The 25,738-nt window shown below is 44.5% G+C and carries 17 protein-coding genes; 11 read left to right on the plus strand and 6 right to left on the minus strand.

Going from position 1 to position 25,738, the window contains the following annotated elements; translation table 11 throughout:
- Window positions 1–182, minus strand: a 182-nt coding sequence (locus QUA43_RS29120; RefSeq protein ID WP_445302011.1) for a globin domain-containing protein, incomplete at its 3' end; no start/stop codon positions are given.
- A gap of 176 nt (window positions 183–358) precedes the next feature.
- Window positions 359–598 carry a hypothetical protein gene (locus QUA43_RS29125; RefSeq protein WP_333379061.1) on the minus strand — a complete coding sequence of 80 codons (240 nt, stop codon included), beginning with the start codon at window positions 596–598 and terminating at the stop codon, window positions 359–361.
- Window positions 599–928: 330 nt separating this feature from the next.
- Between QUA43_RS29125 and QUA43_RS29130 the strand changes: the two genes are divergently transcribed.
- Window positions 929–1,531, plus strand: a complete 603-nt coding sequence (locus QUA43_RS29130; protein WP_333379063.1) for a 2OG-Fe(II) oxygenase — start codon at window positions 929–931, stop codon at window positions 1,529–1,531.
- A gap of 57 nt (window positions 1,532–1,588) precedes the next feature.
- On the opposite strand, the gene QUA43_RS29135 is transcribed toward QUA43_RS29130, so the two are convergent.
- A complete protein-coding gene (locus QUA43_RS29135) occupies window positions 1,589–3,367 on the minus strand; it encodes an SWIM zinc finger family protein (protein WP_333379064.1) in 1,779 nt (592 codons plus the stop codon).
- 679 nt (window positions 3,368–4,046) lie between these two features.
- Between QUA43_RS29135 and QUA43_RS29140 the strand changes: the two genes are divergently transcribed.
- The 4 genes from QUA43_RS29140 to QUA43_RS29155 all read left to right on the plus strand — a co-directional run bounded on the left by QUA43_RS29140 (window position 4,047) and on the right by QUA43_RS29155 (window position 10,628).
- A complete protein-coding gene (locus tag QUA43_RS29140; protein WP_333379066.1) occupies window positions 4,047–5,339 on the plus strand; it encodes an AAA family ATPase in 1,293 nt (430 codons plus the stop codon).
- Window positions 5,340–5,343: 4 nt separating this feature from the next.
- A complete protein-coding gene (locus QUA43_RS29145) occupies window positions 5,344–6,003 on the plus strand; it encodes a hypothetical protein (protein WP_333379068.1) in 660 nt (219 codons plus the stop codon).
- A gap of 367 nt (window positions 6,004–6,370) precedes the next feature.
- Complete coding sequence (locus tag QUA43_RS29150; RefSeq protein WP_333379069.1) at window positions 6,371–7,645, plus strand: alpha/beta hydrolase; 1,275 nt, start codon at window positions 6,371–6,373, stop codon at window positions 7,643–7,645.
- A gap of 808 nt (window positions 7,646–8,453) precedes the next feature.
- A complete protein-coding gene (locus QUA43_RS29155) occupies window positions 8,454–10,628 on the plus strand; it encodes a glutamine synthetase III (RefSeq protein ID WP_333379071.1) in 2,175 nt (724 codons plus the stop codon).
- 108 nt (window positions 10,629–10,736) lie between these two features.
- Here QUA43_RS29155 and QUA43_RS29160 read toward each other — a convergent pair whose 3' ends face one another.
- Both QUA43_RS29160 and QUA43_RS30985 read right to left on the minus strand, forming a co-directional pair.
- Entirely contained in the window at window positions 10,737–13,649 is a 2,913-nt protein-coding gene (locus QUA43_RS29160) for an S-layer family protein (protein WP_333379073.1), read from the minus strand.
- A 551-nt stretch (window positions 13,650–14,200) separates the two neighbouring features.
- Window positions 14,201–14,527 (minus strand): hypothetical protein, encoded by a 327-nt coding sequence (locus QUA43_RS30985; RefSeq protein ID WP_445302012.1) that lies wholly within the window; start codon window positions 14,525–14,527, stop codon window positions 14,201–14,203.
- 53 nt (window positions 14,528–14,580) lie between these two features.
- Between QUA43_RS30985 and QUA43_RS29170 the strand changes: the two genes are divergently transcribed.
- From QUA43_RS29170 to QUA43_RS29195, 6 genes are all read left to right on the plus strand, one after another.
- The gene (locus QUA43_RS29170; protein ID WP_333379075.1) at window positions 14,581–15,585 is read left to right on the plus strand and encodes a BMP family protein; all 1,005 of its coding nucleotides are present in this window, start codon (window positions 14,581–14,583) and stop codon (window positions 15,583–15,585) included.
- A gap of 41 nt (window positions 15,586–15,626) precedes the next feature.
- On the plus strand, window positions 15,627–18,458 hold the full coding sequence (locus QUA43_RS29175; protein WP_333379077.1) for a PAS domain S-box protein: 2,832 nt from the start codon (window positions 15,627–15,629) through the stop codon (window positions 18,456–18,458).
- A gap of 217 nt (window positions 18,459–18,675) precedes the next feature.
- Window positions 18,676–20,373 carry a circadian clock protein KaiC gene (gene kaiC, locus QUA43_RS29180; protein WP_333379079.1) on the plus strand — a complete coding sequence of 566 codons (1,698 nt, stop codon included), beginning with the start codon at window positions 18,676–18,678 and terminating at the stop codon, window positions 20,371–20,373.
- Window positions 20,374–20,398: 25 nt separating this feature from the next.
- Window positions 20,399–20,737, plus strand: coding sequence for a circadian clock KaiB family protein (locus tag QUA43_RS29185; protein WP_333379081.1), 339 nt, complete (start codon window positions 20,399–20,401; stop codon window positions 20,735–20,737).
- A gap of 21 nt (window positions 20,738–20,758) precedes the next feature.
- A complete protein-coding gene (locus QUA43_RS29190) occupies window positions 20,759–21,109 on the plus strand; it encodes a circadian clock KaiB family protein (RefSeq protein ID WP_333379083.1) in 351 nt (116 codons plus the stop codon).
- 16 nt (window positions 21,110–21,125) lie between these two features.
- A complete protein-coding gene (locus QUA43_RS29195) occupies window positions 21,126–23,831 on the plus strand; it encodes a PAS domain S-box protein (RefSeq protein WP_333379085.1) in 2,706 nt (901 codons plus the stop codon).
- Between the two features lie 374 nt (window positions 23,832–24,205).
- Here the strand turns inward: QUA43_RS29195 and QUA43_RS29200 are convergent, their stop codons facing one another.
- On the minus strand, window positions 24,206–25,615 hold the full coding sequence (locus tag QUA43_RS29200) for a cation:proton antiporter (RefSeq protein WP_445302013.1): 1,410 nt from the start codon (window positions 25,613–25,615) through the stop codon (window positions 24,206–24,208).
- Between the last annotated feature and the right edge of the window lie 123 nt (window positions 25,616–25,738).

Below are 25,738 nucleotides of genomic sequence, written 5' to 3' on the forward strand. Positions count from 1 at the left end.
GCCGGATGCGGGGAAACCAGCACGTCCGGATCTAACTGAGAGGTGCGAAGGATAATACCTTCCATCGACTCAACCAAGAAGTGGCTCACTATCTCGTCAGCCAAAACATCGCGGTAAAAATCATCCACAATCTCTTTAATGGCTGGCTCTCCGCCCATTTTCTCGTACAATGTTGTTGCCATATCGTTTTAGCGACTTGTTTTTTTTCACTTACTCTTTAATTATAGCTAGCAACTTGGCTTTTTTTACTGTGAAATGTTAATTTAATCTGAAATAATTACTGAGTAACTGTTGCGACTGCTGGTATTTTTTAGACCACTTTCTATCATTGTAAACTTTATTAACGTTCGATCGCCAGTTAGATATTGCCGATCGCCCTCCCAGCCTTTTGACCTAATGCACGGATTGCTTGTTTTAGCAAGATGTTTTCGACACAGCGCCAACACGCATCTGTTTTCCAGCTAGCAAACTCAAGAAATCCGTGATAAAATAGCGGCCGGATGCGATCGCGGAAATTAGGATCGCCCCTGCAATTCCACAAGTTAAAATAAATGGGCGATCGGCTGCTGATCGGCATCATGTATAATCGAATTGCCAATATAGCAATCCTAAATCATTTGTGAATCTCTTACTCCCTCCCCTTGCTAAGGGGAGGGTTGGGGTGGGGTAAAAAATTTACGACTCCTGCAAGAATTGCAAATATAATCGAATCACAACGACGATCGCCTGTATAGTAATATTTGGCAGTTGCTAGTCGGTTGCGACACTTCCGGGCGATCGCCCGCAGTTAAGAAAAACCTTTAACTTAAGTACGCGGACTTAAATTAAGATTATTATGTCCTCCGCCAAAAACGAAGCAATCCCAAGTCAGAGTGATTGCTGCATTTCTATCTGCTGTTTCCTTAAACTTTGATGATTTTTGAGTGCCTTGAAATACTATAGCCAACATCCTAACGCTTTCTCGATCGACTACCTCAACGACTTGCGAGGAGGAATTCTAGCCTCCCCTTATCTAGCAATCAACAACCTCAATCGCGATTTCATTGGCACAAAAGGGTTTTCCGTGGTGTTTCAACGTTCGGAAATCGCCGAAGTAGAACGGCGCTTCCCTTTGTTCAAACCCTATCTAGACCAAGCATTACTGCCTGAATGCAATGCTTTTTACCTCAACCCTTTGTTGCTGGGTGAAGGTTCCCGCGTCGATCCGCATATCGATCGATCTTTGCGATCGTACTGCAAAACAGTTGAACCTCCCGCAGCCGTCAGCGTTTTGTACGTGCAAGTACCGCCAAATTTGCAAGGGGGAGAGTTGATACTGCGGCGCAACAAACAGCAAGTCGGGCAGATTAAGCCGCAAGCGAACTCGCTGATATATTTTCAAGGAGATTTGACTCACTCTGTCAACGCTGTTAAAAGTACCGGAACTCGTTTGAGTTTGGTTTGCGAACAGTACAGTTTGAGCGAAACAGAACTGCAAGATATTCCAGGATTCACAGTGGAATCTAGGGCCGTGAAAGCAAAAATTAAGTAAGATTTATTCGAGCCTGGGTTGGGTCACTTTCACTTGGGTTTACGGTAAACTTAAGGCTCAATCTAAATCGGGACTTTTGAGCATTTCCATCAACTTGCGCTTCCGACTGTGTACTTGCATCAGTTGAGAACGATAAGCAGACCACTGAAGATTTTGCCCAGTGTGTAAATAGGCAGCGCGGGCTTTTTCCAACCACTTAATCGCAAGATTGTACTCGCTTGATTTCGCTTGATCCATAATCGATGCAGCACGCCCACAAGCATTAGTGATTACCCAATCGGGGCTGTGGCTGATTGCAGCCCCCATTACTCGGTGAATCAGTGCTGAGTGGTAATAACCCAAGCCATCAGCAAGGGCGATCGCATCTTCAATCATTCCCTCATCCAGAAAAATATCAACCTTCGCGTCAGTAAAATTCCAACTTTCATTAGTTTTCAGAGTTGCTAACAAATCTGCTTTCAAACTTGACCAACTATCTTTTGCTAACTCCTTCACTAAACTATAATCGCTAAAAGACGGTTTTATTTTAAATATCTGGATTCTAGCATTTAACGCAAGTTCATCTTCGCCCAACTCAACAGCCAACTCACTCATCGATGTTGCCAGTTGGTAATGGCAATGACCTGACAAATTTAACCCAGCTTGACAAATTTTCAGAGCTTGTTCTAAGGCTCCCTGTTGCTTTAAAGTTTGAACGAGAGCCAAAGCCTCTTCCGCTGATTGCATCTGGGTAGCAGCAGCTTCCACTGCTTCTTCTACTCTCCCCAAACGAGTTAACATCGTCAAGTATTGTTGAGTACAACCTTCTGCTTGGGCTAAGTATAAGTATTCTCGATCGCGTTCCTGGCGATCGAGGATTTGCAAGCGAATCAAAGTTAAGTCATGAGCACAGTCTGGTGCGTCACCAGCCCAAACTCCTTGCCCAGTAATATTGCCTTCAAGTACCTCTTGGAGTAGGGGGTCATCCCAACCTTGGCGTAAAGCTTCCAAGCTCATACTGAAATCACAATCCCATTCATCTTGCCAAGCTTCTAACATTACCTTGAGATCGATCTCTTCTTCCGCAGTTAGTTGAGCCGTCAAAATAGCTTCTGTCCAAGCTTCATCCAAAGCGTTAGCTATATCATCACTTTCAGCGCCATATTCTGCTACATCATCCCAATCTTCAACGCAGGCTGTAGTGATGGCTTCTAAAATTACTAAAGCGTTGTTACCATCCCCCTGTGCGCTGAATTCCTGGGCTCGCTGAATTACATCTAAAAGTTCTTCTGTAATTGGGTCTTCTTCCTCCCCATCCTCCAAATACCTCACAGCCTCTCGCAAAATTCGTCGTACTTGGTGCCGAAAGGGAGCAGGATCGACGGAGGTGTGGCGCGGTGCTTTGGTTGGTTGGTTTGAAGGTGCAGGAATAGCACTTAAGTTAATGTATTGTTCGATCGCATCAAGGAGTGAGGGTTCTTTTTTTACTAAATGCTGTATTAATTGCTGGGTTTGTACGTCGTTGAGGCGATCGAGCAATTGTTCCAGTGTCGAGCCCTGCTCAATTATTTCTGGTTGCCGCAGACACAATAACAACGTCGCCACAATGTGTTTACACCACCCACCGTTCTCGTAAGCACAAGTGCAGAATAATGTAGATGCTAATCCGGCATCATCAAAGGGCAGGGTAACACGGTATGGTTCTACTTCGGAACCCTCCACTACTGCTTGCACCATATTGCCACGCCGGACTGCGCTAGTAACATTGCCAGCTAAATAGTAAGCTTCACCCCGCTTGAGAGATTGGGCAGAGGTGTGAAGCTCGATCGTTGTTTCACTGAGTTTGGGAATAACCATGAGACTATGCCTCAGCAATTAAAGGATTAGACTCGATTTTACCTGAGAAATACACTTGGTCTACAATTTAATTGCGTCCCGATTAGAGGTTTCCATAAATTTCAAAAATCTGTAAAGCAAGCACTGATAACGTTTGTAGCTTAACGAAGCAATCGCTCTTGTTATGAGAGCTTTACATTTTGTGAGATTGTAAAGTTTATTTGCACCTACCTAGTTAGCGATCGCTATACTATAAAATACCTAGAAAGAAACTAAGGAGTTTGGGAGAAATTAGTAGTGCTGGCATCGTTTTTAAATGGGTAGGGCTAGAGAAGTGTTACGCTGATTTTTACAAAATCTTCCATAGACCTCTTGCACAAATCCTTTTCATCAATTGATGGGACGGGCAAGATGCCCATCCCACAAGAAAAAATAACTCTTGTGGGATGGGCATCTTGCCCGTCCTATTTATTTTTGCAAGAGGTCTCATAACGTACATGACGAAACAAAAACAGACAAGCGGATATCGATTCAGGCAGCTAGTTTGCAGTGTTTTGCTAGTGCTGGCCATTTGGAACGTGCCTCAATGCGCTTGGGCAGATGCTAGCCAATAAGTAAAATCAAGTATAATGTTAGAGTTACTGAATTGTTATATGGTTAGAGTAACTTATAACATTCCTAATGGAGCAGAGGAACTTAAGTGGCAAAAATAGAAGGATTTAGGGTAATAAATTACCGCTCGCTGCGTGATATTACTATGGGCAAGCTGTGGAATACGCAAAATGTCCAGGCACTAAGGCCAATGACAGCCGTTATCGGTAAAAATGGTGTTGGGAAAAGCACGCTTTTCGACACTTTTGGCTTTCTTGCAGACTGCTTAAAAGGGGGAGTCGAAGAAGCCTGTGATTCCCGTGGGCGGGGAGGTTTCCAGAGAATTCGTTCGCAAGGACAAAAGGGAAGTGTTGAGTTTGAGATTTACTATAAAGAGGATAGTAACGCTCGACCAATGACCTATGAGTTGACAATAGACCTTGACCCTTATGACAGACCATATGTAAAAAAAGAAAGACTTAGACAACGGAGAATAGGACAACGCAAAGGACAACCTTATTCTTTTTTGATTCTAAATGAAGGTAAAGGTGTAGCATGGAAAGGTGAAGAAGGAGGCCAGCTAGTTAATGAAGACCGAGGAGAATTTGATGTAAATAATTTAATAAAAAACATCCAGATAGGTGAGACATCAGAAGAAAGTAAAGAAAAGGAAATAGTTGAACTTGACGACAATCGAAAACTGGGAATTGCTACTTTGGGAGCGCTCAAACAACACCCAAGAATTTCCGCATTTCGTAGATTTATCGAAGGATGGTATCTCAGCTATTTCACACCAGACGCTGCCCGTAGCTTACCTCTGGCTGGGCCACAAAAACGTTTGAATATTCATGGAGATAATCTAGGAAATGTGGTTCAATTTATGGAGAGAGAGCATCCTAAGAAATTCCAATCAATTCTGCAAAAAATATCTAGTAAGATTCCAGGGGTGGAAAAGATTAGCACCGCACAAAGTCAAGACGGTAGACTTCTGCTGCAGTTCAACGATCGAGGTTTTCAAGAACCGTTTTATGCTCAACAAATGTCAGACGGAACACTGAAGGTATTTGCCTATCTCCTTCTTTTAGAAGACCCCTCACCACCGCCATTTTTGTGCATTGAAGAACCAGAAAACGGACTTTACCATAAGCTTTTAGAAACTCTAGCGCGAGAATTTAGAGACCACGCTACATCTGGAAAAAGTGGATCGCAAGTATTTGTTACAACACATCAACCCTATTTTGTAGATGCTCTTGAACCTGAAGAGGTTTGGGTACTTGAAAAGGGCGAGGATGGTTTTTCTACAATCAGACGAGCTAGCCAAGACCCTCTCATTAATAACCTTGTTTCTGAAGGATTGCCCCTTGGCGGACTTTGGTACAGCGATTATCTAGATAAAAGGTGAATAAATGCACTTTGAGATACTTGTCGAGGATCGTTCTGGACAAACTGCTCTTGAAATTCTTATACCAAAGATTATCAGCACCCAACAACACACATTTAAGATCCATTATTACAAAGGAATTGGGCATATTCCTAAAGGTTTAAAATCTGCTTCTGAAGCCAATAAACGAATTCTGCTCGACCAGCTTCCGCGACTTATTCAAGGCATCGGCCAAACATTCTCTCAATATCCTCCTGATTACCCTGCTGTCCTGATTGTAACTTGCGATCTTGATAACCGATGCCTCAGTACGTTTCGCAGAGAACTACTAGATATTGTAGATAAGTGTAATCCTCCGCCAAAGACGCAATTTTGCATAGCAATTGAAGAAGGAGAAGCATGGTATCTAGGCGATTTAGCAGCAGTTAAGGCAGCTTATCCGACAGCAAAAGAAGCAGTCCTAAATTCTTACACCAATGATAGTATCTGTGGGACGTGGGAGAAGTTAGCTGATGCGGTGTTTTCCGGTGGTAGCAAAGAATTGTCTAAACTTCCTTGGCACGAAGTTGGTGAAGAGAAGTCAAAGTGGGCTGAGAAGATTGCTCCCCTCATGGACGTAGATAATAATTTGTCACCAAGCTTCTGTTATTTTCGAGATAAACTTCGAGACTTAACGAGTCAGTAAAGAAACCGGGGTTTTTTATTGGGAATCGCCTCGTGCAACGAAGTAGACTCGTAAAAAAAAAACCGGTTTCTCCACACCCGTGCTTGAGTGCTGTCTCTGTCTAACTACCAAAATCGGAATAATAGCCAAACTTTTGATGACTAACAACCCATACAGCTAGGTTAGCGGGAAAAACTCAGCTTAAGATTCCCACAAACAGCGAACAACGTCCAAGATGAAAATACAACGATGCAAAGCATTTTCGCTCGGCGCAGGATGTCGGAGTCAATGAAGCTGCTGGTTGGGTAAAATGCCAGAGGCGATCGCCTTACCAATAAAAACCGCGAGATTAATTTAAACTGATTAAAAATTAGGCTGCGAAAATCCGATGATCCACAAGAAGAACCGCAAAAAGTTACCCTTATTAGCAGCATTCTTAATCTCGCCATTTATTTCTTGGTTCCTGAGTACGATCGCCCTATTTCTCAGTCTCTGGGTCATCATACCAGCACCCACGATGTTCCTGTACCCTTTGGCGGTGGGAGCACCAGAAATCAGTCCCTGGTTGGTCGGTTTGAATACGATCGCCCTTCTGCTGAACCTGCTCAGACGGCATCAAGGCAAAGTCTACATTATTTTGTCAATTTGTAACCTGTTCGCCCTCATCCTGGGCCTCCTCCCCCTGATTCAGTTCCCAGCAGCCAATGCAGCGATAGCTACCCAAATGCAAGCAGTTTTAGGGGAAAATTATTTAGCAGCCGTTCCTCAAGCCGATCGCGCGCAGCTACGCCCTCAACCGTTTATCCTAGCAGATGCGTTCCGAGGAATTCCCATCAGAGACGTTAGGATCGATCGGGCTATTGTATTTGCCAACCCTGACGGAGTTTCACTCCAATTAAACCTTTATCGGCCGATGCAAATTGGCAAATATCCGGCAATTATCACACTCTACGGGGGAGCTTGGCAGAGAGGCAATCCCGATTCCAATGAAGAATTCAGCCGCTACATGGCCGCCCAAGGCTATTGTGTGGTTGCAATTGATTACCGCCACGCTCCCAAGTATCGATTTCCTGCTCAGCTTGAGGACGTACAAGCCGCTCTTTCCTATATCAAAACTCATGCTGCTGATTGGGAAATTGATCTCGATCGAATTGCTCTGATGGGAAGGTCTGCAGGTGCCCATTTAGCAATGCTAACTGCTTATGATTCTAGTGTGCTTCCAGTTCGAGCCGTGGTCAACTATTACGGGCCAAATGACCTGATTCGGGGATACAATGACCCACCTTTTCCTGATGCCATAAATGTTCGAGCCGTCTTGCGTGCCTTTCTGGGAGGAACCCCAGACGAACTCAATGAGCTTTACCGTCGGGCTTCTCCCATAAATTATATTAAACCCAATCTTCCCCCTTCTCTACTGGTTTATGCAGGTCGCGACCATATCGTTCAGCCCAAGTTTGGTCGATCGCTCTACGAACGATTCCGAGCCACGGGCGATTCCCTACGGGATAGCTTCGCTTCACGGGCTATTTTGCTCCAAATTCCTTGGGCTGAACACGCTTTTGATGCAGTTTTTAATGGGCCGAGCAATCAATTAGCTTTGTACTACACAGAACGATTTTTGGCTCATGCTCTAAAGTCTTCGGATTACCAACCAGTTAACTAAAAATTATCAACTTACTCATTTAGGCTCAATAAACTGCGGCTATAACAGTTTAATAAGTTCCCAAATCTCGTAAACATTTCTACGGCAAATTGTCGCACCAACTTTTAGAATAGTTGCAAGACTTTATTTATCATATAGCGGTTCGATCGCGTGGTGAGGTATGCGCCATGCCCCATGCGCCATGCCCCATGCGCCATGCCCCATGCCCCATGCCCTGTTACACTGAAACCCTGCGGTTGTGTGCGCTTGGTGCGATCGACCTTTCTGAAAAAAACATAAAATTCTGTAGCGTACAATACATTTATTTGGTTAATGATTGTTTAAACTCTCCAAGTGTAGATTGTGTACTCTCCATAATTCTCCAAAACCCCTAAACGAGTGCGTTGTTTGCTGGACTGCGATTTATCGATCGTCGAACGGTTAAAAACCATAAGTAGTTTTGACCTGAATTCATCGGAATTGATTTGCACAAAATTTTTGAGCTGACCAGGGTGAAGATTAGCTACTAAATCTGTGCAGCGCAGGCATCTATGATGTTGACTCAAATTAGTACAGGCTCTTGTCATCTATTTTCTTGCTAATAACCGAAATCCAACCGCATCTCACACTGGATTGTCACGCCCGGTGGACGGCGAAGTGATTGAGCCTCGCTCCTCCAATTTTTTAGAGTCTGCCAAAAAGGCATTCTCCCAAAAGTTAGCTTTGACTAAAAACGTTGGGTAAATTCAACATATTCGTCAATCGTTAGACTTTTGCTAACATCTATTTTTTCTCAACTACTTGTCCCCCAATACCAATAAAAATAACCATGAGTGGAAACGAATCGCGCGTTCAAGCAATTTCTCAAATCGTCAACCGCAAACTGATGTCTAGTCGGCCTCCCAAGCGGCTCGAAGATATGTGGGCAACAGACGTTTTTACTCTGAGCAAGATGCAAGAAAGTCTGCCCAAAAGCATTTTCAAATCAGTAAAAAACACCGTTCAAACCGGCCAAAAACTTGATGCTTCCGTAGCTGATGTAGTTGCAGTAGCAATGAAAGATTGGGCTATTTCCAAAGGAGCCCTCTACTACGCCCACGTATTCTACCCGCTAACCAACGGCACCGCCGAAAAGCACGACGGTTTCATCTCAGTGCAAGGCGACGGCTCCGTCATCTCAGAATTTGCAGGCAAAGTTCTCGTACAAGGCGAACCCGATGGCTCCTCATTCCCCAACGGCGGCATCCGTTCCACCGCCGCCGCTCGCGGATATACAGCCTGGGATGTCACCAGCCCTGCTTATGTCATGGAAACAGACAACGGCATGACATTGTGCATTCCTACTGTTTTCATCTCCTGGACAGGTGAAGCCTTAGACAAGAAAACGCCGCTTTTGCGTTCCATTGCCGCCATGAACAAAGCAGCAACCCGAGTGTTAAAGCTATTAGGCAATACCGAAGTTGCTCCGGTAAATTCCAGTTGCGGTTCCGAACAAGAATACTTCCTGGTAGATGCCAATTTCACCAACAACCGCCCCGATTTACTGCTAGCAGGTCGCACCCTTTTCGGCAAACCTCCTGCGAAAGGTCAACAATTTGACGACCACTATTTTGGAGCGATACCAGAGCGCGTTCAAGTCTTCATGCAGGAAGTAGAAGAAAGAATGTACCGGCTGGGAATTCCTGCCAAAACCCGGCACAACGAAGTAGCTCCCGGTCAGTTTGAAATTGCACCAGTTTTTGAAGCTGCAAACGTCGCCAGCGACCACCAACAATTAACCATGACAATTCTCCGCAACACTGCGAAGAAACACGGTTTTATGTGTTTGCTGCACGAGAAGCCTTTCGCCGGCATTAACGGTTCTGGCAAACACGTCAACTGGTCGGTCGGCAATGCCACCCAAGGAAACTTATTAGACCCCGGCGATACACCGCACTCGAACATACAATTTCTAGTGTTCTGCGGCGCTGTGATTCGCGGAGTTCACAAATACGGCCCGCTATTGCGCGCGGTAGTTGCTACTGCCAGCAACGACCACCGATTGGGTGCAAATGAGGCTCCACCAGCAATTATCTCTGTCTATTTGGGTTCGCAATTAGAAGATATCTTCGGGCAAATTAGCCGGGGAGAAGTTAAGGACTCTAAAGGTCGGGGAATTATGAACTTAGGTGTAGAAACACTGCCTACTTTCATGAAGGATGCTGGAGACAGAAACCGGACTTCGCCCTTTGCCTTTACTGGAAACCGATTTGAATTCCGTGCAGTAGGTTCCGGTCAGTCTGTTTCCGGGCCGCTGGTGGCGATGAATACAATTCTTGCAGATTCTTTGGACTGGATTGCTAACAAATTAGAAAGCGATTTGGCTAACGGAACTGAACTGAATGCTGCCATCCAAACCATTCTCAAAGAAGTGATGGACGAGCACGGTGCGGTTGTATTTGGTGGCGATGGCTATTCCGAAGAATGGCACAAAATGGCCGTTGAGGAACGGGGTTTAGCTAACTTGCGGACTACGGCAGATGCTTTACCCGTGTTGAAAGAAGGATACATTGAAGACTTGTTTGAAAAGACAGGTGTTCTGACTCCAGTTGAATTGGAAAGCCGTTACGATGTTTATGCTGAGCAGTATTTACTGGCAATTGAAGTCGAAGCAAAACTGGTAATAAGCATGGCAAAAACCATTGTTTACCCCGCAGCGTTGAGGTATTTAGCTGAACTTTCTGGCACGATTTCTAAATTGAAAGAGATTGGAATTGAAATGGAAAAGGAAAGTGCCGAAAAAGTAGCGGTGCTAGTTAAGTCCATGATGGATACTACGAGCAAATTGAGTGCGGCTTTGAGCAAGCACGATTTTGCTTCGACCGAAGACCATATGCAATATGCTTCGCAAACAATTCGTCCTTTGATGGATGAGGTTCGCCAGTATGCGGATGCTCTGGAAGGTGAAGTGGCTGATGATTTGTGGCCTCTGCCTACTTATCAAGAAATGCTGTTTGTTAAGTAATCGTAAATCTGGTTGACTTCCAGTAGGGACACGGCACTGCCGTGTCCTTTGATGTTATGGTTAAAAACTGTATTTTAAGCAACGCCCTACAGCCCAATCAACCGGATTTCAGCGCGGTGTGCAAACAGACAAAGCTCGCCTTGAGCGCTGCGGAACTTCAGCCGTTGGATTGTACGCTACAAGCATTACTTGTCCTGGAGCATTCATTACCCAACCTTGAGCGGGAATAACTTCTCTCGAATTACCTGTACCACCCGCGGGCAATCTCTCCGTTAAGTTCGGAACCGTTTCCGTTGTAGCACTTCCACCTACCACTGGTTCCACCCAGTTAAACTGAGTATACTCGCTACTAAGCACATCATTAGGATTCGCAGGTACTCCTCCTTTACCAGTAATTGTAAACTCATTCCCAGCCTCTTGATTGCAAAGATTAGCCACAATTAACTGCGTTGGATCGACAACATTTTGCGGCAATTCTACCAATCCTTGAGCCGGATTCACTCCCGAACTACTAAACGTTACCGCCCCTTGCAAAGCCGGGCCTGCCTGTTGAGAAATGGCGGCGATATCGCTACTAGGAATTAAAGAAGTAGGATTCACTTGTAAAGCCGCAAATTCAGCATCAGTCAATCCTAAACTGCTTCTAGCTCGATCGCGATTAACGCTCGTAAAACCAAAGATATTCGGTACATTGACTGTAACTTGTCCGCCCCTAGCGGTACGAGCATTGGCGGTGATATCGCTATTTTCTCGCGGTAGAGCCACCAAAATATCGCTATTAATTCTGATATTTCCACCGTCAGAAATACCTGCATCGGTGGTAATTGTGCTGGCGCGCCGTAACTGAATGTCTCGCGCTTGGAGGTTAATATTTGCCCCAGTACCAGATACTGTTGTACCATCAATGCTGGCTTTGTTATCTAGGGCGATCGAGTCCGCTACAACGTTAATATTGCCAGCCCTTCCCGTTCCCAAAGCCTGAACATTAACCGTGGCTCCATCCCGGACAATCAATTGATTAACATTCAAATTCAACGAACCCGCATTCCCCGTAGCATTGGGATTGACAACAGCATTCGCGCTGCCAACCGATGCCTCAATTCTACTCCTGAATCCACCATTACTCGCCATGCCTTGCACTTCTGCCCGATCGGCATTAATTGTAATATCTCCCGCATCTGCTGCACTCAAAGAAGCCGCAGAAATAATCCCCCCATTCCGCACAGCGAGCAGAGGCGTGAAGAGGCGGATATCTCCACCTCTACCAGAGGTTGTAGTTTGAGTACCCAGGGCACTCGGTGCGAAGCCCGCATTCCCCAAAACTCCAGACACGCCACTCACTTCGATCGACTCTGAGGCTCTCACAGTTAAACTTCCTCCCAGCCCCCCACTCCTAGAAAAAACGAATCCGCCAATAATCGCACCCGTCGATAAAGTAATTACAGCTCCATCCGAAACAGTCAGCCGCTTAGTGTCGATCGTAATATCCCCAGCTTTCCCATTCCCATCGAAAGAGTTAGCGCCGATCGCAGTTTGCGCCGTACTTCCAGGGAGACTCCCCGACAATTCTACAGATTCATTCGTTTTAATCGCGATATTCCCCGATGCTCCATTACTGCGGCTGATGCTGACGAGATTGGAGCCATCGCGCAGGATTAAGCGTTGTGCGTCAACATTTATGCTTCCGCCTTGACCGGTACTTCCCCTAGTTGTTCCGTTGCTAAGTACAGAACTAACCATCTCAATACTATTGGCGCGGAAAGTCATATTTCCGCCATTTCCAGCACTAAATGTAGTGCTACCGCCCACTACCCCATCGCGCACCAGCAGCCGTCCGGTATCAATGTTAATATCTCCTGCTGCTCCACTGCCAACAGTACCAGCGTTCACAACAATTTGCGGGTCAAAGGGGTTGAGGGTTCCAGATACGACATATTGGCTGTAAACTCGCTGATAGCCTCCAATTCCCAGCCCGATCGTTTCTACTGAGTCAGTAGCGCGGAGGTTGATATCACTCCCTTTCCCCTCTCCCAGTGTAGTGGTAAAAATTTGCGCCCCCCCCTCTACTCGCAAGTTTTGGGCATTGATATCGATACCTCTACCATCAATCTTTCCCAGTGTCAGTCCATAAATTCCCGAACCACGGAGGGTGATATTTCCACCTCTAATGTCAATTTTTCCACCTCCTAATCCGCTGGTATTTATAAACGCACCGTTCATTTGAATATTGCCGAAGTTCTCAATATTCCCGTAGTTTAAATTCAAACCTAAAGCCGTTGGTTCAAATTGCACTCCTCCTGGACTCTTGACGCTACCCAACAGAATTTGTCCGCTATAAGCTGTTAAATTTCCTCCGGGCAGTTGGATGTCACCGCCAATTAATGCTAAAGTTTGACCGGGATCTACTGCTAAACCGAGTTTGTTAGAAATCGGAATTTCTACGGGCAGTGGGGGTAAGGTTGGTGTCGGGCCAATTGCTTGGGAAGAGTTGACAATTGTGCCGGGATTGTCTCTAAATCTTAAACCCGCAGGAATATTAATCGCTAATAAGGGCACCGTGCTAGGGTTGGTGCTGCTAAATTCAAACCCGTTGTTAAAAACAATACTATCAGCAGTTGAAGCGAAAAATGAACCGCGTAAATCTAATCTAGCATTAGAACCAAAGACAATCCCTTGCGGATTTAGGAAAAATAAGTTGGCATTTCCTTGTACTCCTAATGTTCCTAAAATATTGGAACGATTGCCACCAGTAATGCGGGTGAAAATGTTAGCAATCCCGTTAGGATTTACAAAATATGCTCCTCTACCTTCACCTACATTGAATTCGCGGAAACTGTGAAAGAGATTAACACCGCGACTTGCACCACCTTCAATGCGATCGGATGGTAAGTTATTAATAGTGTCGAAAACTGTACGGGAATTTTCATTACCCAGGGTGCGATCGGGGAGGATTTGAGCAATGGTGGCAGTGGGAAATAGCAAGCATAAAGCAAAAAATAGGACAGAAGATAGGTGCGGCATAGTTCAAATCTCATTCTTGTTAATTGCACAAGCCAGAAGGAAACAGTAATACTAAATCCTGGTGAGCCACCCGCTTTATTATTCGGCGGTTAAAACCACTGTATTGAGTCAAACTTTCGTCTGCCGACGCCGACTTAAGAGATAAAGGGGGTATTGAAGCCGGACTTGGTGTTATCAGATAAAATCTGGAGCGAGCGATAAAAAAAATATATATGATGACTATAATATCCTGAATAAAAAACGTCAATGACCCACGCCCAAACTCACCAAAATAGACAGCCCTTATGGCTGATATTACTATGGGTTATTTTGGGACTCATGTTCGGTCATCTGGGAGAGAGAGACCGAGGAAGACATTAATGTTTTAATTCAGAATTACAGAGGGTTTTAGTCTTAAGTTGACACAAATGGGCAGTGTCCAACTCCCCGCAGGCTTTAAGGAGTCGGGGATTTAACATAAGATTAGATCGACCTACTTAAAGCTAGATAAATGACAGTACCGCGTCTGGAACAATTTAGAGGTTGTCTGATCGGTCAGTGTCTCGGCGACGCTATAGGCTGTAGAGTAGAAGGCTATCCTCCGGAAGGAAAGCCAAAACTTTGTCAGCTACGAAGTTAGACTCAAAAAAATCAAAGATCGCGATCGCTTCGGCTTTCCTTTTGGTCAATATACCGACGATTCCCAACTCGCCCGCGAACTCCTCCAAAGCTACCTCGCTTGTGGCGAATTCGACCCCAGCGACTACGCCACCCGTATTGCTGACATTTTCGCTCAAGAGCGCATTGTCGGGCGCGGTCGATCGACTGAAGAAGCTGCAAACCGCCTGATACGGGGCAAGGAGTTTTACAAAGCTGGATGCTACAACTAGCTTAGCCAAATTTGTAGTTTAATTACCTGAAACTTGCTGTAACCTTGCTGCGAAAAGCTATTATGCGAATTCAATCTCTTTTCAAACAAATGACTCTGGCGGCTCTAGCTCTATGTTGTGCGATCAGTTGCAGTCGATCGACTCCGAACGTAAACTCTTCCCCGGAAGCAAGTACCTCTAACAGCTTTAGAGTGGCAATGGTCACCATAGGACCTAAAGATAACCACAGTTGGGCTCAATCCTGCTTTGAAGGATTGAATCTAATCAAAGATAAATTTAATGCTCAGGTAGACATTACTGACAATATTGAGGGTGAACATAGTGAAGCTGTCATTCGCAAATATGCCCAGTCAGGCTATGAACTGGTAATTGCAGCCAGTGGTGGCTATATTAAAGCTGCCGAAAAGGTCGCTAAAGAATTTCCGCGAACGAAATTTGCCTTGGTTACAACGTATCCAGGGAATAACCAAAATTTGGGGGCTGTTGCCTTTCGATCGGGTGAGGTGGGGTACCTCACAGGTGCTTTGGCTGCCATCAAGACTAAAAGCAATAAAGTTGGCTATATTGTGGGTGCACCTTATCCGGTTTACAAAGAAGAAGAAGCCTTGTTTAGGCGGGGAGTGAAGGCAACGAATCCCTCTGTTCAAGCCTCGACTGCTTTTCTCAACACTTGGAGTGATACGGACAAAGCCACCAAAGTTGCAACGGATATGGTTGCATCTGGAGTAGATGTTTTGGCAATCAACGCGGATGAGGCAGGGTTAGCCGCGCTAAAAGCCGTTACCCAAAAGCCAGGAGTCCTTGTGATTGGTTGGGGAAAGGATCAGTACAAACTGGCTCCCGGCAAAGTCCTAACGAGCGTTCTGGAGGACATTCCCAATCTGGTGCTAAATGCGGCGGTCTTAACCCAGCAAGGTCGCTGGGAAGGAAAACTTTACAAGTTTGGGCTCAAGGAAAAAATCTATGACTTTGCTCCTTTCCGTGGCACTCTCACGTCTCAGGAAGAGGACACTTTCAAGACCATCCGAGATGCTGTGACGACGGGCCAAATTGATGTTTCTCCTTAGTGCGCCGATTAATTGATTTACCAATATTTGTTCTAAGCTCGATGCAAAATCAACGCAACGATCGCGCTCTGCCGATCGCCAAAAGCTCTCCTTCTCATCCCTGGCGACGCTTCTTATCTATTGCACATCAGCTCCGCTATGGTTTGATATTTTTGGTTCTCCTGAGCTTACTGCCCACAGGTGGCTTGCTGATCTACCTCAGCTTTCAGGCGCAGATCCAGCAATCGCGATCGCTCCAACAAGCGCGTAGTCAGACAGCAGCAGGGCAGATTGATAATTATCTAGATGACTTGAAACGAAAACTGAGCTATTTAGCTAGGGTCAAAGGACTCACAAACTTTCAACCTCAAGCGCAGCAGAGCCTGTTGGAAGGGTTGACTCGTCATAATGATGCTTATGAAGCCGTTGCCATTTTGAACAGGAAGGGACAACTTGTCGCGTCAGTTTCACCCTACGAACCGCTCAAGTTAGAAAATCCAGCCACTTCGCCACTGTTTATTCGTGCCTTCAAACAACAGGAAGATTATGTCAGTCCTGTAGAAATTAATCCTCAAACAAACCAACCAACCACCATTATGGCGGTTCCGATTCGGAATGAGCGAGATGAGGTGGATGGGGTGCTATTAGCAGAGATAAATCTCAACTTTCTCTGGTTTATTGTTTCGCAAACGCAGGTGGGCAAAACGGGTTATGTCTATGTAGTCGATGAGCGTAATTTTCTCATTGCTCAAAAGGATAGTAACCCAGAAACGTTTCAACTTCAAGATCTTTCTAAGCGTCCCTTCTTTCAGTTTTTGAAAGCCTCCGCAGATACTAAGCGCCTTAACGTTTATCCGGGTCTAAACCAGGTAGAAGTATTGGGAGCCAGTGCCTTAGTTCGGAGCGTGAATTGGAATGTGGTTGTAGAACTGCCAACGGCTGAGGCGTATGCTCCCGTTTACCAAATGCTCTCAGTTATGGGAGGCTCATTGGGGGTGGTGACGATCGTTGCTGTTGGCATTGGCTTTCTATTTATTCGGCAAATTGTGGTGCCGCTGCAGCGCTTAACCACGGCAGCTACTGAACTCAGTGCGGGGCAATTAGAGACACGGGTCAACATTGACAGCCAAAACGAACTGGGGACATTGGCGATCGCCTTTAACAATATGGCAACCCAGTTAGAGGAACTGATTAAAGCAGTTGAAGTGGAACGCAATTTTGTTTCAGCTATTCTTGAAATTGCAGGTGCCCTGGTAGTTGTGCTCGACCCGCAGGGACAAATCGTTCGCTTTAACCGAGCTTGCGAACAAACGACTGATTACTCGTTTAGTGAAGTGAAGGGGCGCTACATTTGGGACTTGTTCCAGGACTCCGACTTAGCTATACAAGCCAAAACTGGTTTTGAGTCTTTAAAAGCTGGTAAATTTCCCCAGCAGTATGAAGGTACTTGGATGAGCAAAGATCGACAACTCAGACTCATTGCCTGGTCAGATACTGCTTTAGTCGATGATCAAGGTCAAATTGAGTACATCATCAAAACAGGGATTGACATTACTCAAAGGAAACAGGCAGAAGAAGAACTCAAAGCGTCGGAACAGCGGCTATCTTTTCTATTCCGCCAAACTGCACTGGCAGTTGTGGAATGGGATTTAAACTTTCAAGTCACTGCCTGGAATCCAGCGGCAGAGCAGATTTTTGGTTACACGGCTACAGAGGCGATCGGACACCATCCCGCAGAATTAATTGTGCCTGCGCCTGCCAGAAAAATAGTCGATCAAATTATGAACGAGTTGTTGATGCAGAGCCAAGGAATCTACAGCGTCAATGAAAATTTTACAAAAGACGGCAAAACCATTATTTGCGAATGGTTCAATACGCCTTTAGTAGGGGATGGTGGAAAGATTCTTGGAGTGGCATCCTTGGCACTGGATATTACTGAGCGCAAGCAAGCCGAAGCTGCGTTAAGGCAAGCAAAAGAGGAAGCTGAGGTTGCACTCAAAACCTTACAGCAAACTCAGGCACAGCTTATTCAGGCAGAGAAAATGTCAGGTTTGGGGCAACTGGTTGCTGGTGTTGCTCACGAAATTAATAATCCAGTCAACTTTATCTATGGCAACCTGAGCCATGCTGCCGACTACACGCAAAATTTACTAAATTTGATTCAGCTTTACCAGCAAACCTATCCAAGTAATACCCAAATTCAGGAAAAAATTGAAGAGTTCGAGTTGGACTACATTAGTGAAGATTTGCCCAAAATCCTGACTTCAATGAAGGTAGGAGCCGATCGCATTCGTCAAATTGTCCTGTCGCTACGAAACTTCTCCCGGCTGGATGAGGCAGAAATGAAGCCAGTTGATATCCACGAGGGAATTGACAGCACATTGATGATTTTGCAAAATCGACTGAAGCCAAACCCGGATCATCCTCCTATTGAAATTGTCAAAGAGTACGGCGACTTACCGCTAGTAGAGTGCTATGCCGGACAGTTGAACCAGGTCTTTATGAATCTTCTGGCAAATGCGATTGATGCTTTAGAAAACTACGACAATCAGCGTTCTCCAAAAGACATCCAAAAAAATCCTAGTCGCATCACTATTCGGACTAAGCTAGTCACAAACGAAACTCAGCCCGGTTCTTCTAAAAACGTGGTGATTCAAGTTCAAGACAATGGGCCAGGGATGACGGAAACTGTTAGACCACAGGTATTCAATCCTTTCTTCACCACAAAACCAACTGGTAAAGGAACTGGATTAGGGCTATCCATCAGCTATCAAATTGTAGTTGAGCAACACGGTGGCTTACTCCAGTGCTTCTCTCAACCGCATCAAGGAGCAGAGTTCATAATTGAAATTCCTGTTTTGCAAAGCCGTGCTGTAGCAATCGTGGGTAAATAACTGCGATCGCATTCCTTCTCTCAATTGCCGCGATGTAATCCGCCACCTGCTTACGATTTCATTAAGAAACGAAAAGCTATGGATACTCAAGTGAGAAAAAGTGCTATTGTTAATCATATACAGGGAATCAAGATAAGAGCACAGATTCCTAGAGTGTCACAGGTAGGATAGTTGTGCGCTTATGTAACTTCTATCAAAAAGGAATTTTTAATATTTTATGGAAAAAATTCAAGAGTTACAATTATCCAAATGCCCAACGGGAATTCAGGGACTCGATGAAATCACCGATGGAGGCTTGCCCCAAGGCAGACCAACTTTAATCTGTGGTTCTGCTGGTTGCGGTAAGACCTTATTTGGTGTGGAGTTTCTCGTGCGCGGAGCAACGCGGTACGGAGAACCAGGCGTTTTAGTCACCTTTGAAGAAACTGCGTCAGAAATCACCCAAAACGTCGCCTCTTTAGGGTGGAATTTAAATCAGTTAATTGCTGAAGGTCAAATATTAATCGATCATGTTTATATTGAACCCAGCGAAATTGAGGAAACAGGAGAATATGACCTAGAAGCCCTATTTCTTCGTCTAGGGTATGCGATCAAAAAAATTGGTGCTAAACGGGTACTTTTAGACACGATTGAAGTCTTGTTTGCTGGTTTAGCCAATGCCAACATTGTCCGAGCAGAAATACGCCGTTTATTTCACTGGTTAAAAGACCAAGGTGTGACAGCCGTGATTACAGGGGAGCGAGGAGATAAAACCTTAACCCGTCAAGGTTTAGAAGAATACGTTTCGGATTGTGTGATCAAATTAGATCAAAAAACCTTGGAAGACATCGCCACAAGAACCCTTCAAGTTGTCAAGTATCGCGGCTCTCGTCATAGTAATAATGAATATCCTTTTTTAATTGAAGAAAATGGCATTTCGGTCTTACCCGTTACTTCCTTAAAATTAGACCATGTGGTTTCTAATGAGCGAATCTCAACGGGCATTTCCCAGCTTGATGAAATGTTTGGTGGCCAAGGCTACTATCGGGGTAGCAGTATTCTCGTCACAGGCAGGGCTGGAACGGGAAAAACAACGCTGGCCGCTTATTTTGCCCAAGCAACCTGCCTGAGATGCGAACGGTGTTTATATCTCGCCACCGAAGAATCCCCCCAACAAATTCTCCGCAATTTAAACTCGATTGGTCTTGATTTAGCCCCCTACGTAGAGCAGGGATTATTGCAATTTGATGCGGTACGTCCCACTAACTACAATTTAGAAATGCGTTTGTTTAAAATCCATCGCTGGGTCAAAGAATTTCAACCAAGCACGATCATCATCGATCCGATGAGTAATCTCATTTTGAGTGGAAGCTTTATGCAAACAAAAAGCTTTTTCATGCGTTTGATTGACTATTTAAAGAGCCAACAAATCACCGTTTTTATGGCAGATTTAACGCCCGGTGATACTGACAGTGACCACGAACAGACAGAAATGGGTGTTTCCTCTCTGATGGATACTTGGTTAGAACTCCAAACGGTCAAGGTGAATGGGGAGCGCAATCGAATTCTCTATGCCCTCAAATCTCGTGGTATGATGCACTCAAATCAAGTACGGGAATTTATCGTCACCTCTGAAGGCGTAAAGTTGGTCGAGGTTTACTTGGGAGAGGGCAAGGTATTAACAGGAACGGAAAGACTCAATCAAGAACTAAAGGAAAAATCTGCCTCTAAAAAACGCCGACAGAATTTTGAAGTCAAAAAACGGGAGTATGAACAAGAGAAAAAACTCGTACAAGCTCAGATAAATGCTCTACAAATGCAATTGCTCAATCGAGATGCGGAGTTAGATTTGCTGCTTGAAGAAGAACAAGAGGAAGAAAAAGCGCTGCTGGAGAATCGAACCTTTATGGGAAGATTACGTCATCTTAATCCCTAAAACCTCTCTCTAAGGATAAAAAATCATGACCGATTATTTAACAGATAATTTCTCACAGCCCGCTAACACAACAGAGTCACAGCTTTGGCAAATGCGGTTATATGTGGCGGGACAGACACCTAAATCTCTGGTTGCTTTTGCCAATTTGAAGAAGATATGTGACGAATATCTTCACGGTCAATATACCATTGAAATTATTGACTTAAGTCAACAACCACAGCTAGCCATAGAAGATAGCATCGTTGCTTTACCGACTCTCGTTAGAAAATTGCCAGAACCGATTAAAAAGATTATTGGTGATTTATCAAATACTGAAAAAGTTCTGGTAGGACTGCAAATTCTTCGTCGAGTCGATGAACAATAACTCAAGATAGAGGTACTAACAATGATTGACTCCGAAGATGTTAAACAAACAACCACAGAACTTTTTGAACAGTCTCTGTCCCAATCAAAGGAAGAGCATTATACCCTACGTCTTTATATTTCAGGTACAACGATTCAATCGGTGACGGCGTTGCAAAACATCAAAAAGATTTGTGAGGAATATCTCCAAGGGCGTTATGAGTTAGAAGTTATTGATATTTATCAACAGACAGAAGCTGTTATTTCGGAGAACATTGTGGCTGTTCCCACCTTGATAAAACAGTTACCTCTGCCCTTACAAAAGATGATTGGCAATTTATCGAATACAGAAAAAGTCTTAATTGGTCTTAATCTTCTGCCTAAGAAAAAATAATTGGAGAGGAAAATTAATGAAGGATTCTCTGACCCCTCTTGAAAAAATGAGCCAAGAAGTCGAAACCCTAAATCGGGAATTGGCCGAGGTGCAGGAACGCCTAAATGTAGCGGAAGAAACGTTGGAGGCGATTGGTTCTGGGGAAGTTGATGCTGTTGTTGTTTCTACGCCGCGAGGAGAGCGAGTTTTTACGCTTCACGGGGCAGATTATGTTTATCAGTGTTTAGTGGAACAAATGGGCGAAGGAGCGGCTACCGTATCTTCTGAAGGTTTAATTTTGTACTGTAATAATCGACTCGCAGAACTCTTAAATTGTCCTTTAAAAAATCTGATAGGCTCTCACTTAGAAACCTTTATTGCGCCCCCGTATAAAAAATCATTTTTACTACTTTTGCAGCAGGTTCAGCCTGAAAAAAATATCACTAGAGAATTATCTTTGCTCGCAGCTACGGGAAATAAGGAAGTACCTGTTAAATTATCGTTTAAACAACTTCATATAGATGAGATTTTAGTTAATAGTATTATTGTTACTGATATTACAGAATCTAAAATAAAAGAAGCTGCGAAACTCAGTCACATTCTCAACAGCGCGATCGCCGTTATTAAAAATTTTCGTCTTTTGAGGGATGGTACTTTAGAGATTGATTCTTGGACAGGCGGCACTCAACAGATTTTTGGCTATAGCTTAGAAGCTGTGCAAGCCGATTCTGCCTTAATCATAGCGAATATATTGCCCGAAGATCGAGAAAAAACGATCGCCTCATTGATCGAAAACATTCAAGGAGGGCGATCGGGTATTATCGAGTATCGGTTTTTACATGGCGATCGCACGATTCGATGGCTTGCCTCAAACTATGTTGCTGAATGGGATCAAGAACAAGATTGTTGGGTGGGCATAGAAATTATTACGGATATTACCCAACGTAAAGAAACAGAGCAAAAAATTGCGGAACAAGCAGCCTTAATTGATATTGCTAGTGATGCCATTTTTGTAAAGGATTTAGACGATCATATTTTATTTTGGAATAAAGGAGCTGAACGTTTATATGGTTGGGCAGAAGCCGAAGTTATAGGGCAGAAAACTCAAACCTTATTTAATCAACCCTGTAAACTAACTAAGGCGATCCAAATCACTACCGAGAAAGGCAGTTGGCAAGGGGAAATAGATCAAATTACTAAAACAGGTAAGAATATAATCGTAGAAAGTCGTAAAACACTGATAAACAATCTATTTTCTCAATCCCGATCTATCCTCGTTGTCAATAGTGATATTACTGAAAAAAAACAACTTGAAAAACAGTTTTACCATGCCCAGCGATTAGAGAGTTTAGGAACGTTAGCCAGTGGAATTTCACATGATCTCAATAACATTCTCACGCCGATTTTGGGAGTTAGTCAACTGCTTCCTCTCAAGATTACCAATATGAATGAACCGACAGAAAGACTGTTAAAAATTCTTTCGGCTAGTGCTAAGCGTGGGGCTGAGTTGGTCAAGCAAATTCTTCTTTTTAGTCGAACAACGGATGGTCAAACTGTAATATTACAACTAGGCTATTTGCTCCTAGAAGTGGTCGGTATTGCTAAACACACATTTCCCAAATCAATAACTATTTCGACTAAAATGCCCGCGATGGAACTATGGACAATATCGGGTGATGCTACCCAGATACACCAAGTATTTATGAATCTGATGATTAACGCTAGGGATGCCATGTCATCAGGAGGAAGTTTGACCATCTCGGCCGAAAATCGCCGGTTGGAAGAAGATGATGCCCTGATGAATTTGGAAGCAAAAGCAGGCTGTTATGTGGCTGTGACGGTGGCTGATACAGGAATTGGTATTCCGCCAGAATTGTTAAGCAGAATTTTTGACCCCTTTTTCACTACCAAGGAAGTTGGCAAAGGAACAGGGCTAGGATTATCAACTGTAAGGGGGATTGTCAAAAATCATGGCGGTTTTGTCAAGGTTTATAGCGAGTTGGGTAAGGGTACAGAATTTCAGGTTTTCTTACCAGCTATAGAGGGAGAAGTAAGCCTCAAAACCGTAGAAAAAGCAATGACTAGAGGTAAGGGCGAGTTGATTTTAATTGTTGATGATGAAGCCTCTATTCGAGAGATAACACAGACTTCTCTAGAAAACTATAACTACAGAACAATACTCGCTAGTGATGGGCTTGAAGCCATCGCTGTTTATAGGGAACATCAACAGGCAATTAGTGTGGTTGTAATGGATATGATGATGCCTAACCTAGATGGTGTTTCCGCAATGCGCGCGTTGCAAAAAATTAATCCTCGGGTGAATATCATTGCGACTAGCGGACTCCTGGCTAACAAAAAGCTGGCATTAGATGCTAATGTCAAAACATTTTTGTTAAAACCTTACACGATCGCACAGTTATTACAAATTTTAACGGAGATACTGCCGCTAGAGGAGAATAAAGCAAATCGCCTCCCGCCCCTTACCTCTCAAGAGTCTTCTTCACTGCCGAGGGTTGAATTGTCTAGAGATGCTTTAGCAATGATGCCCCCCGAATGGTTACAGCAAATGTATGATGCGGCGTGCTATTGTGATGGGGATCTCCTGCTGCAATTAATTGAACAAATACCTACTTCTCAAGTGGCGATCGCCAATGCCCTCACAGATTTAACGCTGAGTTTTAAAACGGATATCATTATGGAATTAACTGATTTATCTAAATTAGGACTTACGAAAGATTCCTAGGAAGAGAAGGCTATTAAAGTTGCTGAATAAAAAGTATTACGGGTAAAACAATTGGGGCGATCGATTGACGATAATATCCCGGCCGGGGCGGGTTTTTGAGATTGTAATACCATTTCTCTAAAATCGTGCAACACTCTTCGACCCCCCCTAGCCCCCCCGCTGCATTGCGGGGGGAACAAGAATACTGTTGCATTCTTTTTTAAAATTGGTATAAATTATTGGCAGATATTGGCAGGTTTACCCGCCCCTACCTGATTTCGGGCGAAGCGAAGCGGAGGGAATCGACGGGAAATGATATTACGGGTAAGACAATTTGGACGATCGACATTTGTGTTTGTCCATCAGTCGATCGCCCCAGAGTCAAATTCCTTCAATCAAACGATTTGCTCGCTAGAAGGTTCCCCGCTAGCAGGAGGCTCTACCGTATCACCAAAGGCAACCCGCAGAAAAGGCGGAGCCAAAAATGTGGTTAGAATCACCATGATAATAATCGAGACTTCTAACGGTTTATCCAAAACTCCACTCGCGGAACCGATGCCGGCAAAAACTAACCCGACTTCGCCCCGAGGAATCATTCCCACTCCGATCGCCAATCGATTGATTCCCGGCAGACCAAACACCACCCAACCAGTCACCAGCTTGCCAAAAATCGCAACCACAATCAAAAATACGGCAATCAAAAGACCAGCCCGATTATCCGGCACTGTTGGGTTCAAAACCCCCAAATCCGCCCGAGCTCCCACGGTTACAAAAAAGATGGGAACCAGGAAATCCGCGATGGGTTTCACCAGTTCATCCAACTCGTTGCGGGCATCGCTTTCATCCAACACCAAACCAGCCGCAAACGCACCCAAAATCGCTTCGAGATGAATTGCGTTGCCCAGAAAAGCCATGAAGAAAGCAAAGATAAATGCGGGGATGACTATATTGCCGCGAGTTTTGAGTTTCTCCACCACCGCAGTGAAGCTTTTGTTGAAGATGCCGCCCAACAGAATAGAACCCAACAGAAACGCAGTTGCACTGACAATCAAATAGATGACATTAACAACATCAATTTCACCGGTTTTCGCTAAACTGGCGACAACAGCCAGGACAATAATTCCTAGCACATCATCAATCACCGCTGCACCAACAATGATTTGACCTTCTTTAGATTTCAGTTGTCCTAATTCCGACAAAACTTTGGAGGTAATTCCGATGCTGGTTGCTGTCAAAGCAGCCCCCGCAAAAATCGCCGGAATCGCCGCCGTGTGGAAAATGAGCATCAAGCCCGCAGTACCGGCGGCAAAGGGAACTGCCACGCCCACACAAGCGACAACGACAGCTTGAACCCCTACTTCTTTTAGTTGTCTGATATCCGACTCCAAACCAATTTCAAACAGCAGAATAATTACGCCTAATTCAGCTAGCACTGAAATGACTTCACTCTGCGATTCAAACACACTGGTGAGGGCGGCAGGAGACAGATGATTAATCGATTGCAGAACTGTCATAATCCCTGAGTTGGATGCTGACAGCCCTGCTTCGGGAAAAACGACTAGGTGTAAAGCAGATACGCCAACAATTACCCCTGCTACAAGTTCACCCAAAACCGGCGGCAAATCGAAGTTTCTAGCCGCTTCCGCGCCTAATTTACTGGCGACATAAATCACTACCAAAGTGAGCAAAACTCCGCTGAGGACGATCGGCGAATTTTCTGCCTCGACTGTTGCTAACAAAGGTATGGGAGCAACTAGGGATGCCATCCCAGAACTTAAAGCTGTAATTGTATGGTTCAAAAACATGGTTATGATGATGGTAAGAAATACGATTCTACGGTGACGGTTGACGGTTGACTGTTGACTGTTGACTGTTGACTGTTGACTGTTGACTGTTGACTGTTGACTGTTGACTGTTGACTGTTGACT

Source organism: Microcoleus sp. N9_B4, assembly GCF_036701635.1.
Classification (GTDB): Bacteria; Cyanobacteriota; Cyanobacteriia; order Cyanobacteriales; family Microcoleaceae; genus Microcoleus.

Excerpts from the sequence above, each read along its gene's own strand:
- QUA43_RS29135 (WP_333379064.1), bottom strand. The coding sequence starts at position 3,367 with ATGGTTATTCCCAAACTCAGTGAAACAACGATCGAGCTTCACACCTCT.
- QUA43_RS29145 (WP_333379068.1), top strand. The coding sequence starts at position 5,344 with ATGCACTTTGAGATACTTGTCGAGGATCGTTCTGGACAAACTGCTCTT.
- QUA43_RS29150 (WP_333379069.1), top strand. The coding sequence starts at position 6,371 with ATGATCCACAAGAAGAACCGCAAAAAGTTACCCTTATTAGCAGCATTC.
- QUA43_RS29155 (WP_333379071.1), top strand. The coding sequence starts at position 8,454 with ATGAGTGGAAACGAATCGCGCGTTCAAGCAATTTCTCAAATCGTCAAC.
- QUA43_RS29160 (WP_333379073.1), bottom strand. The coding sequence starts at position 13,649 with ATGCCGCACCTATCTTCTGTCCTATTTTTTGCTTTATGCTTGCTATTT.
- QUA43_RS29170 (WP_333379075.1), top strand. The coding sequence starts at position 14,581 with ATGCGAATTCAATCTCTTTTCAAACAAATGACTCTGGCGGCTCTAGCT.
- QUA43_RS29175 (WP_333379077.1), top strand. The coding sequence starts at position 15,627 with ATGCAAAATCAACGCAACGATCGCGCTCTGCCGATCGCCAAAAGCTCT.
- kaiC (WP_333379079.1), top strand. The coding sequence starts at position 18,676 with ATGGAAAAAATTCAAGAGTTACAATTATCCAAATGCCCAACGGGAATT.
- QUA43_RS29185 (WP_333379081.1), top strand. The coding sequence starts at position 20,399 with ATGACCGATTATTTAACAGATAATTTCTCACAGCCCGCTAACACAACA.
- QUA43_RS29190 (WP_333379083.1), top strand. The coding sequence starts at position 20,759 with ATGATTGACTCCGAAGATGTTAAACAAACAACCACAGAACTTTTTGAA.
- QUA43_RS29195 (WP_333379085.1), top strand. The coding sequence starts at position 21,126 with ATGAAGGATTCTCTGACCCCTCTTGAAAAAATGAGCCAAGAAGTCGAA.
- QUA43_RS29200 (WP_445302013.1), bottom strand. The coding sequence starts at position 25,615 with ATGTTTTTGAACCATACAATTACAGCTTTAAGTTCTGGGATGGCATCC.